Here is a 12,074-nt window from a genome sequence, read left to right as displayed (position 1 = left end):
GTTAGGTATCCCGAAAAATAGAGCTCGTTCTATTTATAGAAAGGAATGTAGACATGATTCAATTTTTAATGCAGTTTGAACCGTGGCAACAAGCACTAATTGGTACGTTATTTACTTGGGGACTAACTGCTTTAGGATCCGCATTAGTTTTCTTCTTTAAAGATATTAACCGCGATGTTTTTAACCTAATGCTAGGTTTCGCTTCTGGGGTTATGATTGCCGCAAGTTTTTGGTCATTGTTAGACCCAGCATTAGATATGGCGGAAGCAAATGGCTCAATTCCGTGGTTAGTCGTGGGAATTGGTTTTGCTGTGGGAGGACTTTTTCTTTATCTAGCGGATAAATTATTGCCTCATATGCATTTCGGTGAAAACCATGAAGTGGAAGGTTTGCCTAGTAACTTACGCCGGACAATTTTACTAGTTTTCTCAATTACCCTGCACAATATTCCCGAGGGTCTAGCTGTAGGAGTTGCTTTTGGAGCAGCAAACCAGGTGTCTGGTAGTCCAGAAGCTGGGATTGCGGCAGCCTTAGCAGTAGCAATTGGAATTGGGATTCAAAATTTTCCTGAAGGTGCGGCTGTTTCCATACCACTTAGACAAGAAGGGTTAAGTCGGACAAAAGCGTTCTTATATGGACAAGCTTCTGGAATTGTTGAACCGATAGCTGGCGTAATTGGGGCTATTTTAGTGACCTATGTCAGTTCAGTCTTACCTTATGCACTAGCATTTGCAGCTGGAGCAATGATTTATGTTGTTGTCGAAGAATTAATTCCTGAGGCTCAACAAAAACAAACAGCCAAAGGCGCTCATTATGCTACTTTTGGGGTGATGGTTGGTTTTTTGATTATGATGATTTTAGATGTAGCACTAGGTTAAGCAATTGATTCAAAAAAGTTGACCCCTAATTACTTTGAGCGTTTTTCAAAGCAATCAGGAGTCAACTTTTTCTTTTTGGCCATTAGCTAAGTAAATTGTAAGTTAGACATAATGGTTTTTTAGTTCGTGGATCTTCTGTAATCAAGGCATCAATTTGAAACGTCTTTTTTAATATTTCAGTTGTCATGACTTCTTTCGGGCTACCTTTTTCAATAATAGTCCCGCCATTAATCGCCACCATAAAATCAGAAAAACGTGCAGCTAAATTAATATCATGAAGCACCATTACAATAGTTCGTTGTTCTTTTTGATTTAATTGTTCAAGTAACTCTAAAATTTCTAATTGATGAGCTAAGTCCAAGTATGTTGTTGGTTCATCTAGTAAAATTAACTCTGTTTCTTGCGCCAAAGCCATCGCAATCCAAACTTTTTGGCGTTGTCCACCAGATAAACTATCTACTTCACGGTTTTTATACTGTGTGAGTTTTGTTTGCTGAATGGCTTTAGCAATAATCTCTTTATCATAGGTAGTTAATTTTCCAAAGCCTTTTTGATGAGGAAAGCGTCCATAAATGACCAATTCTTCAACGGTCATTCCACTTGGGGCTTGCTGTTCTTGAGGCAAAACAGCCATTTGTTGAGCAATCTCTTTAGTTGGAAGTTTCTGAATATCCTCACCATTTAAATATACACTCCCCATTTTCTGTTTCAATACGCGTCCAATCGTCTTAATGACAGTTGATTTTCCGCAGCCATTTGCTCCAATTATACTTGTAATCTTCCCCGTTGGAATCGTTAAATTTAATTTTTCAACAATTAAATTTTTCTCATAGGCAATGGATAATTCCTTAGTCTCAATTGTTGCCATTTTCTCACTCTCCTAACGACTTCTTGCTAATAAATATAAAAAATAAGGGGTACTGATAATTGTAATTAATAACCCCACTGGAATAGTTCCACTTAAATGACTGGCACGTAGGAGTGTATCTGAAAGTAAAATAATAATTCCACCGACTAAACCTGAGGCTGGAATAGAATATTTATGATTCACTCCGACCATTTTTTTGGCAATATGGGGACTAATCATTCCTACAAAGAAGAAATTACCTCCAATTGCGACACTTACCGAAGACAATAAAATACTAACAAATGCCATCAATAAAAATTCTTTTTTTACTGAAACACCTAAACCAATCGCTGATTCGTTCCCTAGATGTAACGCATTTAGATGAATTGAATGAAAATAGGCCCATAGGGAAAGTATTAAAATACACGGAATTAAAAAAAGTAAATAAGACCATTGATCCCCCCATAAACTACCTGCCATCCATCTTTGAGCAAACTCAAATTTATCCGTATCCATCCTTAAAGAAAATAATAAGGTTAATGCATCGTAGCCTGTAGCTAAGGCAACTCCAGTTAAGATCAACGTTAATGGTGACAGTTGTTTTCCTCGTTGATAGGAAAAAATAAAAATCAGCCCAGCAGCTAATAACCCACCAATAAAAGCCATAATCGGCAGCATTAAAGGCGATACTTCACGCATCCCCATCATTAAAGCAAAAATAACGAATACCCCTGATCCAGAGCTAATCCCTAGCGTTCCCGGGCTAGCCATATCATTTTTAAGCAAACTTTGCATTAGGCACCCAGAAATACCCATTCCAATACCAACAAAAATACCTAGCAGAATTTTGGGCAATCGAAATTCAAAAATAATTAAATGTGCTTTAGCAGTTCCATTTCCTAGTATGATTTGCATGATTTCATTTGGTGTTAATGCCATTTTCCCGGTATTTAAACTCCAAATAATGAGACCTATTAAAAATAGACTAAGTAAAAGCAAAATAAAAAGCGGATTTTTTCGTTTTTTCAATTAAAATCCCTCCCCTGTTGTCGTGAAAGAAACAGGAAGAAAGGAACTCCAATAATAGCAAAAATAATTCCCAAAGGTGTTTCTTTAGGCTGATTGATTAGGCGTCCCAGTAGGTCTGCTGCAATCAAAAATACAGCTCCATAAATCAAACTTGCTGGAATAATGCGACGGTAGTCAATACCCACAAAAAATCGGACAATATGAGGAACAATTAAACCAACAAAACTAATTGGTCCAACAAGAATAACGGATAATCCAGTTAAAATTAGAACGATTAAAACTGAATTCACTTTAATCCAACTTGCTTTAAGACCCAATCCGACAGCTATATCTTCACCTAATTGAAGAATAGTTATTTTAGGCGAAAGAAAAATAGAACCAATTACTCCGATTATAAATACTGGGGTCAAGACTTTTAAATCAGTCCAATTGGCACTCGCGGTTCCACCAGCAGACCAATAAACCATTGCTTTGCCTAATTTAAATTGAATGGCAATTAATGTACTTAGTGCTCCAAATAACATTGAAACGGCAATTCCAGATAAAAGTAACCGTTGGGGCGTAAGACCTTTTTTCCCAAAGGCTGCCATACCATAAGTAATCGTTGTTGTGAAAGCAGCACCTAAACATGAATATAAAAGCATTTGCCAGTAGGTGTATTCAGGAACAAAGGCTAAACATAAAGCGACAGCGAAAGCTGCCCCAGAACTAATGCCTAATAATCCTGAATCGGCCATTGGATTACGGGTTGTCCCTTGCATAATAGCTCCCGTAACAGCCAAGCTTGCTCCAACAATTAAATCAGCAATTGTTCTAGGTAAACGTAATGTGCGAATAATTTTATGGTCCATTTCATTCTCATGATAAGAAAAAACAGCTTGCCAGGCTGTGTTGACTTCTATTTTTGCTGCACCAAAAGAAATCGATAAGATAAATAGAATCAGCAATAAAACAAGACCAATTAAGATAAAGGTTGAGTAAGAAAACGGGTATTTATTTTTGGTTGAACTGTTCATTTAAAACACCCTTCTCATTCATTGTAAAAAAATTCTTCAACTAGAACTTTATTTTGATCAGTAAATTTATCATTGTGTGAAGAAACTGCTGCATGAGAATGAGCCGTTGGATCTAAATAAAGCTTGGCTTGGTTAACTGCATTCGCAGCATCTTGGAATGCTCCAGCAATTAGGTGCAACTTCCCTTCATGATGAACCACATCCCCTGCCGCAAAAATACCTGGAACATTAGAAATACCAGCTGGGCTGATTTCAATATAGTAATTATCTTTTTGTTTGAGCCCAACCGTATTTTGTTTAAAAATGGTACTTTCTTCCTCATACCCATGATTGATGACTACTTCATCAATTTCAATAAATTGAGTAGCTCCAGATTGTGAATCTGTTAATTGAACTTTTGCAATTTTCGTGTCTGACTCATCTGGAATAAAAGCCTCAATCGTTTGATTAAAATGGCATTTCACTTTGCTAGCTAGTAGTTTACTGACTTCTGCTTCGTGTCCTTTTAACTCGTCTTTACGATAAACTAAGTGAACATAATCCGCAATCGGCTCTAATAAATTGGCCCAATCCACAGCTGAGTTACCGCCACCAGACAATAAGACTTGTTTGCCTTTTAAGCTTTGGGGATTTTGAATGGTGTAATTTAAATTAGTTTTTTCAAATTTTTCAACATCAGTGAGTTCGATTTTTTTAGGCTTTAGAATTCCCCAACCGATGGCTAATACCACTGTTTTTGAGTAGTGTATTGCACCGTTTTCAGCCGTTAAAATAAAATGACCGGCCTCATTTTTATCAATAGACACAATTTTTTCATTGGTTTTTATCATGGGATGAAAGGTTTTTGCTTGCTGAACAAGATGTTCTACTAATTTTCCACCAGGTAAAGGCGGTAATCCACCCACATCCCAAATCATTTTTTCCGTATATAAATTGAGTTTGCCACCTAATATAGGATGACATTCAAGCACTTTAGTTTTCATTTCCCGCAATCCACTATAAAAAGCACTGAATAAACCAGCTGGGCCAGCTCCAATAATTGTTATATCGTATAATTCATCATTCTCCATGTCTATTCCTCCATCTTTAATTAGTCGTTGCTTTTTCAATTAGTTGATCGCGGATAAAGTCGATTTGCGCATTGGCAGATAAAATATCCGTATAATAGCTTAAACCAAACGGTATTTCGATTAAGTGTTTATTTTCGATAGCTGGCAAAGCTTTCCAGATTGCGCTATCATTCATATTATCCATTCCATCATAGGTATTGCGAATAATGTAATCTCCTGCATATTCTGGTAAGACTTCCAGTGATAACGAAACCGTAAATTCATCCTTATCTAGGACTTCTTTTTGGATTTTTTCTGGTGCAATTAATTTCAGATTATCATAGGCAACTAATCCTGTTCCGAATTTTTGGCCAATAACCATCATTTCTTTTAATCCACCTTCAAAGATAGAAACTGTTGATTGATCAAAACCTACATCTTTTAATTTTTTTTGTGAATCAATGATGTTATCATTATACTCTTTTAATACTTTTTCAGCTTGACTTGATTTATTTAAAACATCCCCAATAAAGGTCACACGTTCAGTAGTTGTCATTTCACCATAAGGGACATAAACTGTCGGCGCAATTTTACTGAAGCGTTCATAGGTGGCTTTATCGATAGTCAAAATCAAATCCGGATCTAAGTCCATCATTTCTTCCTCATCCCATTCAGCCCACTGACCTAAATCTTTTACGTCTTTAACTTTGTCTTCATAAGCAGCAGAATCATACACTTCTGACATACCTACCGGCTCAATTCCTAAAGCCAAAACATCTCCAGTGATATATTGGACAATCACACGTTTTGGTGACTTGGGAACTTTTACCTCGCCCAATTCTGTTTTAATTTGACGTGTATCTTCTTCTGTATTTTCCCCTTTGTTACTGGCATTACCACAGCCAAGCACAAATAGGAAAGAACTGATGATGGTAATAAATACTACCTTTTTACCTGTAAATAAATGTTTCATTTTTTCCTCCTCCTAAATAAAAAGTTTGTTGAGCTGGTTAGCTCCGGCAAGAAAATAGGGAAAATTGATATGGCGTTTTTTTGCCATCTCGAATTTTCATCTTTTTCTCGAGGAGTTGGCTCATAAGAACTCGTCTAGTATGCTAAACTCGGAATAATCATTACCCGAGTGAAACTGACTGAATAAAATCGTTAAACCCAACCCTTAATTGAGAATTGTTCTCAATTACATATTATAGCCAAATTCAGAGAAGATTACAATCACTATTTGTGATTTATTTAACTATTTAATTTAAATAAAGCCTGAGTTAAATTAATTCGATTCAATCTAGTTTTTATTTCGGATGTTATCTGTTAAACTAGAATTAGTATAAGAAAGTAGGTAAAGATGTGCATATTTATATTGACGCTGATGCTTGTCCAGTTAAAGACATTATTATTTCTGAAGCAACTCAACGCTTATTAGCTGTTACGATTGTCACAAGTTTTTCTCATTTTTCAACTGTTCTCCAACCTGCTGGTGTGGATACTATTTATGTTGACAATGGTGCCGAAGCAGCCGATTATCGCATTATGCGTTTAATAAAAAAATACGATGTTCTCGTAACTCAAGACTACGGTTTAGCCTCTCTTGCTCTTGCAAAAGGAGCTATTGTTCTTCATCAAACTGGATTCCGTTATTCAACTGAAAATATCGATCAATTGTTGCAATCCCGCTATTTAAGCGCTATGCAAAGAAAAAGTGGCAAACGAACCAAAGGACCTAAAGCTTTTACAAATGAAGATCGTGAAAAATTTAGAGCTCTATTTATTGAAACAATCTCTAGTAAATGAACTACACTCCTTCAATAAGCTAAAGTATGCTTATTGAAGGAGCTTTTTTTTTATTAAAAAACAATTTTAACTTTTTTAATCTGTTCGCCTTTACTTTTCGAACGTTTGTTCGTATAATGAGAATGTATTCAAAACTTACCGATCTAATTACTATTTCAAAAAGTTAAAGGAGGAATAAATATGACCCAAACTGATACGAATGTAGTTGCCATTTTAACGGATTTAATTGAAAAAAAGAAAAGTCTAGATAGTAGCGTCTATGCCTTTTATTTTGAAGGAGTAAAGCAAAGTGTTCGTTTATTAGATACGACCTATGAACTGTATCCTAAATTTTTAGAATATACGACAAATGAAGGTATTTTACCGGAATTAGCACTTCCTGAAGGTGCCTAAATAAAAAGAGAAAGGAAGCGTTTATTATGAATTTTGTAGCATTAACTGGGGCCGTTATTTCAGAAGTTAAAATCATTAATTTAAGCAGTGGTGCCCCCCTTTGTAGATTCACATTCGAAGCTGATGGTCGCTCGTTTAACTGCCTTATTTCAGGCATGTTAGCGTACGATTTCGTTTATGAAGTCGAAGAAGGCACATTTCTAACTTTTGAAGCACGAATTAATGATAGAATGCAATTAGTCTTAGTCAACTATACTCTTGATAAAAAAGGCTTATCTTTTCATTCAGCCACAGCTTATCAAGATACTGGTTACCCACATAAAAAAATTTCGTAACAAAAAAATCGAAAATTCTTGTTTTCAAGAACTTTCGATTTTTGTTTTAACGTGCATCAAGTGGTACATACGAAGTCGAAGCTAGAATGCTATCGTAGGCAGGTCGGATAATTTTGTTGGTGTTGATTAGCTCTTCCAAACGATGCGCACTCCAACCAACAATCCGAGCAATTGCAAACACAGGCGTATAAAGTTCCGTCGGCAACCCTAGCATGCTGTAAACAAACCCACTAAAGAAATCAACATTGGCACTAACTCCTTTGTAAATATGTCGTTCTTCGCCAATAATTTTAGGAGCTAGCTGCTCAACTAATGAATAGAGCTCAAATTCATCTATGCGCCCTTTTTCTTCAGCTAATTGCTGGACAAAACCTTTAAATATCTCAGCTCTGGGATCTGAAATCGAATAAACTGCATGTCCCATTCCATAAATTAGGCCTTTTTTATCAAAAGCTTCCTTATTTAATAACTTCCGCAAATAACTAGCGACTTGTTCTTCATCCTGATAATCTGCTACATTTTGTTTTAAATCTTCAAACATTTCCACTACTTTAATATTTGCTCCACCATGTTTAGGACCTTTTAAAGACCCTAGAGCTGCTGCAATTGTTGAATAGGTATCTGTGCCAGAAGACGTAACAACATGCGTTGTGAAGCTAGAATTATTCCCTCCGCCATGTTCCATATGCAAGACTAGCGCTAAGTCTAAAATTAAGGCTTCCGACTCTGTATATTCTTTATTTGGACGAAGCATCCGTAATAAATTTTCTGCAGTAGACAGGGTCTCATCAGGATAATGAATATATAAACTTTCACCACGTTCATAATGATTAAAAGCATGGTAGGCGTAGACTGATAATAATGGAAAAACACTAATTAACATCAAGCTTTGATTCAATACGTTAGCCAAAGAAATGTCATCAGCTTGTTTATCATAAGAAGCCAGAGTTAAAACACTTCTAGATAAAGCGTTCATGATATCCCGACTAGAGGCTTTCATGACAACATCCCTCACAAAATTGGTTGGCAGTGTTCTTTTTTGTGCTAGAATTTTTTGGAAATCTGCTAATTCTGCCTTTGTTGGTAAAATGCCAAACAATAATAAATAAGTGACTTCTTCAAAACCAAAACGATTGTCATGCATATAACCAGTTGTTAACTCTTTGATATTGATTCCTCGATATTCTAAAAGTCCATCTGGCGAAACAACTTCACCATTTTTTACAGTTTGTGGTTGGACAGTTGAAATATTGGTTAGTCCAGCCAAGACACCTTTTCCGTTAATATCTCGCAATCCTTTTTTTACATCTAGTTTTTGATATAAATCAGAATCGATTTGACTATTATGCACACATAATGCGGTTAATTGTAAAATTTCTGGCGTCACGTTCAAATGTACCTCAACCATACTCAATTCACTCCTTTTTTTAATCCCATTCTAATGATTATCTTATTTTACACTATTTAGGGAAAAATACAAAGAAGTATGCCATTTTATATCGGTTAAAAAAAACAAGGTTAAGAAATTTTCATTCTCAACCTTGTTTCTTTATTTCCCCCAACTAGCAGGATCTTTTTTCCATTCTTTTAATAATGTGATATCTTCCGCTTTAATTGAACCCATTTCTAAAGCAACATCAATTAAAGTTGAATAATTGGTTAATGTATGGAAAGATAATTTATTTTCTTTAAAGTTGGCTAAACCTTTAGGTAATTCATACGTAAAGATAGCAGCTGTTCCAATCACGTCTGCACCTTCATTTTTAGCAGCAACCGCAGCTTCAATCACACTGCCACCTGTTGAAATTAAATCTTCAATAATAACCATTTTTTGATTGGGATTGATTCGTCCCTCTATTTGATTGCCTTTGCCATGTTCTTTCGCTTTGCCACGAATATAAACCATCGGTAAATCCAATAAGTCAGCGACCCAAGCTGCATGAGGAATCCCTGCTGTTGCTGTTCCGGCAATCACTTCTGCATCTGGATAATTGGTTTTAATTAAATCTGCTAGTCCTTGAGCAATTTCACGTCGGACCTTTGGGTAACTCATCGTAATCCGATTATCACAATAAATAGGACTTTTAATTCCACTAGCCCATGTGAAAGGTGCATTCGGGCTTAGGCTAACTGCCTCAATCGTTAATAAATCTTTTGCAATCGTTTTTTCTAATGTCATTTAATCTTCGACTCCATTCCATTGATTTTTAATTGTATGATACGCTTTTACAGGATCTGCTGCTAATGTAATTGGACGACCTACAACAATAAAACTTGAACCCGCCGCTCGAGCTCGAGCTGGTGTAGCTACTCGTTTTTGGTCGCCTTTTTCATCTCCGGCTGGACGAATTCCAGGTGTCACACATAAGAAATCAGAAGCTGTATTTTCTTTAATTAACTGCGCTTCTAAAGCCGAGCAAACGACACCATCTAAACCAGCACTTTGTGTTAGTTTTGCATAGTGGATCACACTTTGTAACAATGGAACCTGAATTAATTGTTCCGTTCTCATAGCTTCTTGTGTTGTAGAAGTTAATTGCGTTACTGCAATCAATTCTGGACGTTGACTTCCAGCAGGAGTACCAGAAATAATGCCGTTCATTGCAGCTTCCATCATCTGTTTACCGCCTGCAGCATGAACATTAATCATATCTACATCCAAAGCTGCCAGACCTTTCATTGACCGTTCAACTGTATTGGGGATATCATGTAGCTTTAAGTCAAGAAAAATTTGATGACCTAAACTTTTCATTAATTTTACAACTTCAGGTCCATTTTGATAATATAATTCCATTCCGACTTTAACAAATAATTGTTCCTCTTTAAAATGAGCTAAAAATTGCTTTATTTCTTCGCTAGTTGAAAAATCCAATGCGATAATTGGTTTCGATTGCATGTTATCTTCCTTCCCGTACTTCTTTAATCAGTTCACTAAGTGTTGAAATTCCCAGTTCATCCATTCTTTTTGGTAATTCTTGAATTAATTTAGGACAAATGGTTGGATCTGTAAAATTAGCTGTTCCAATAGCCACAGCACTAGCACCTGCCATAAACATCTCTAAAACATCATCAACTGTGTAGACTCCGCCCATACCGATAATTGGTATGTCAACTGCATGACTCACTTGATGAATCATTCGAATGGCTACAGGTTTAATTGCTGGTCCCGATAATCCACCTGTTTGATTGGCTAAAATAGGCTTCTTTGTTTTCAAATCAATCCGCATCCCAAGCAAAGTATTGATCATCGTAATGCCATCTGCTCCTGCAGCCTCAACAGCTTTAGCAATTGGGACAATGTCTGTGACATTTGGTGATAATTTAACATAGATAGGAACACTTGAAACTTCCTTAACAGCTTTTGTTAAATCATAAATCACTTCTGGGTCTGTTCCAAAGGCGATTCCGCCATGTTTTACATTCGGACAAGAAACATTTAACTCAATTGCATGGACATTAGGGGCCAAACTGATTTTTTCGCAAACTGTGACATAATCTTCTTTTGTTGAACCGGCTACATTTGCAATAATCGGAACATTATATTTTTCTAATTTAGGCAGTTTGTCTCGCATAATAACATCTAAACCAGGGTTTTGTAATCCAATGGCATTTAACATTCCACTTGGTGTTTCAGCTACTCTGGGAGTTGCATTTCCAAATCTAGGTTCTAAAGTAGCGGCTTTAACCATCATAGAGCCTAAGACGTTTAAATCAAAGTATTTAGCATACTCTTCTCCAAAACCAAAACAACCACTTGCTGGCATAATTGGATTTTTTAAATCAAGACCTGGTAATTTTACTGCTAAACGATTCATTATAGCACAACCTCCCCGACTTTAAAGACTGGTCCTTCGTCACAAACCTTCATACTCGTTGCTCCAGTAGGATCATCCTTTTTGTGACAGACGCAGGCATAACAGGCCCCCATCCCGCAAGCCATTCGAGCTTCCAAAGAGAAATACGCATTGCTATTTTCATATCGATTTTCAACAGCCATTAATAAACCTCTAGAACCACAAGCATAAACAACGTCAGGTACATAATCTGAATCAAGTGTATCTAAGGCCATTCCAACATGACCATGTAGACCATAAGAACCATCATCAGTCGAGTAGAGAACATCTCCTAATTTTTTGAATTTTTCTTCATAAAAAATAACCTCTTGGGTAGCAAATCCAAAAACATGTTGAACTTTAACGCCCATTGCAACTAACTGCTTAGATAGTTCATAGAGTGGTGGAACACCAATTCCGCCACCAATAATAAGCGCTTTTTCTCCAGGCTTAACTTTGTCTAAAGGATAACCGTTTCCTAAAGGTCCCATTACATCAATTTTATCTCCAGCCATTAGTTCGCTCATTGCTGCCGTTCCATCACCATCAACTCGATAAATAATGACACATTCTTGACGTTCTGGAATAATTTCAGCAATACTGATAGGACGACGTAAGATTAAATCCTTACGAGGAACTAATAAATGTAAAAACTGATCCGGAGTCTGCATTTCTTTCACAAGTTCACCTGTTAAACGCATTTCAAAAATTTTAGGTGCTAATTGTTCTTGACTGACGACTGTCATGATTTCTTGTAACATAGTTTCCTCCAGTATGATGAGATTTTTAATCGATATTTTCAGATTAAGTATACTCTTTTTTTATTTAAGAGACTTCCAAAGTAGGTAAATCTCTTAAATAAAAATCAAGCTTAATTCTATTTTAGCA

At 36.3% G+C, this 12,074-nt stretch carries 14 protein-coding genes; 4 read left to right on the top strand and 10 right to left on the bottom strand.

Annotated features, from left to right (window positions below):
* The first annotated feature begins 53 nt into the window (after positions 1-53).
* Positions 54-878, top strand: a complete 825-nt coding sequence (locus BR77_RS02765) for a ZIP family metal transporter (protein ID WP_010053806.1) — start codon at positions 54-56, stop codon at positions 876-878.
* Positions 879-960: 82 nt separating this feature from the next.
* Here the strand turns inward: BR77_RS02765 and BR77_RS02760 are convergent, their stop codons facing one another.
* Genes BR77_RS02760 through BR77_RS02740 form a run of 5 tightly spaced genes read right to left on the bottom strand, consistent with a single transcriptional unit; the run spans position 961 to position 5,792 of the window.
* Entirely contained in the window at positions 961-1,746 is a 786-nt protein-coding gene (locus BR77_RS02760) for an ABC transporter ATP-binding protein (protein ID WP_035063865.1), read from the bottom strand.
* Between the two features lie 12 nt (positions 1,747-1,758).
* Positions 1,759-2,754, bottom strand: a complete 996-nt coding sequence (locus BR77_RS02755; RefSeq protein WP_016356445.1) for a FecCD family ABC transporter permease — start codon at positions 2,752-2,754, stop codon at positions 1,759-1,761.
* On the bottom strand, positions 2,751-3,770 hold the full coding sequence (locus BR77_RS02750) for a FecCD family ABC transporter permease (protein WP_015076398.1): 1,020 nt from the start codon (positions 3,768-3,770) through the stop codon (positions 2,751-2,753). The genes BR77_RS02755 and BR77_RS02750 overlap by 4 nt, the downstream gene beginning before the upstream one ends.
* A 14-nt stretch (positions 3,771-3,784) precedes the next feature.
* Positions 3,785-4,840, bottom strand: coding sequence for an NAD(P)/FAD-dependent oxidoreductase (locus BR77_RS02745; protein ID WP_015076399.1), 1,056 nt, complete (start codon positions 4,838-4,840; stop codon positions 3,785-3,787).
* 16 nt (positions 4,841-4,856) lie between these two features.
* Positions 4,857-5,792 carry an ABC transporter substrate-binding protein gene (locus BR77_RS02740; RefSeq protein ID WP_051926657.1) on the bottom strand — a complete coding sequence of 312 codons (936 nt, stop codon included), beginning with the start codon at positions 5,790-5,792 and terminating at the stop codon, positions 4,857-4,859.
* A gap of 389 nt (positions 5,793-6,181) precedes the next feature.
* Between BR77_RS02740 and BR77_RS02735 the strand changes: the two genes are divergently transcribed.
* The 3 genes from BR77_RS02735 (at position 6,182) to BR77_RS02725 (ending at position 7,353) form a co-directional block, all read left to right on the top strand.
* Complete coding sequence (locus BR77_RS02735; protein WP_015076402.1) at positions 6,182-6,625, top strand: YaiI/YqxD family protein; 444 nt, start codon at positions 6,182-6,184, stop codon at positions 6,623-6,625.
* A 180-nt stretch (positions 6,626-6,805) separates the two neighbouring features.
* Positions 6,806-7,018: a hypothetical protein gene (locus tag BR77_RS02730; protein WP_010053797.1), complete on the top strand. Its 213-nt coding sequence runs from the start codon at positions 6,806-6,808 to the stop codon at positions 7,016-7,018.
* 26 nt (positions 7,019-7,044) lie between these two features.
* On the top strand, positions 7,045-7,353 hold the full coding sequence (locus BR77_RS02725; RefSeq protein WP_015076403.1) for a hypothetical protein: 309 nt from the start codon (positions 7,045-7,047) through the stop codon (positions 7,351-7,353).
* Positions 7,354-7,399: 46 nt separating this feature from the next.
* Here BR77_RS02725 and BR77_RS02720 read toward each other — a convergent pair whose 3' ends face one another.
* The 5 genes from BR77_RS02720 to BR77_RS02700 form a co-directional block, all read right to left on the bottom strand.
* A complete protein-coding gene (locus BR77_RS02720; RefSeq protein WP_015076404.1) occupies positions 7,400-8,761 on the bottom strand; it encodes a citrate/2-methylcitrate synthase in 1,362 nt (453 codons plus the stop codon).
* A 141-nt stretch (positions 8,762-8,902) separates the two neighbouring features.
* On the bottom strand, positions 8,903-9,532 hold the full coding sequence (gene pyrE / locus BR77_RS02715; protein WP_015076405.1) for an orotate phosphoribosyltransferase: 630 nt from the start codon (positions 9,530-9,532) through the stop codon (positions 8,903-8,905).
* A complete protein-coding gene (pyrF, locus tag BR77_RS02710) occupies positions 9,533-10,249 on the bottom strand; it encodes an orotidine-5'-phosphate decarboxylase (protein WP_010053791.1) in 717 nt (238 codons plus the stop codon).
* Position 10,250: 1 nt separating this feature from the next.
* Complete coding sequence (locus tag BR77_RS02705; protein WP_010053789.1) at positions 10,251-11,168, bottom strand: dihydroorotate dehydrogenase; 918 nt, start codon at positions 11,166-11,168, stop codon at positions 10,251-10,253.
* Complete coding sequence (locus BR77_RS02700) at positions 11,168-11,947, bottom strand: dihydroorotate dehydrogenase electron transfer subunit (RefSeq protein WP_015076407.1); 780 nt, start codon at positions 11,945-11,947, stop codon at positions 11,168-11,170. Before BR77_RS02700 ends, BR77_RS02705 begins: the two co-directional genes overlap by 1 nt.
* Positions 11,948-12,074 lie beyond the last annotated feature (127 nt).

The sequence above is a fragment of the Carnobacterium maltaromaticum DSM 20342 genome, assembly GCF_000744945.1.
GTDB classification, from domain to species: Bacteria; Bacillota; Bacilli; order Lactobacillales; family Carnobacteriaceae; genus Carnobacterium; species Carnobacterium maltaromaticum.
Note: the sequence above shows the minus strand (reverse complement) of the source record. Positions and strands in the feature narration are given on the sequence as shown.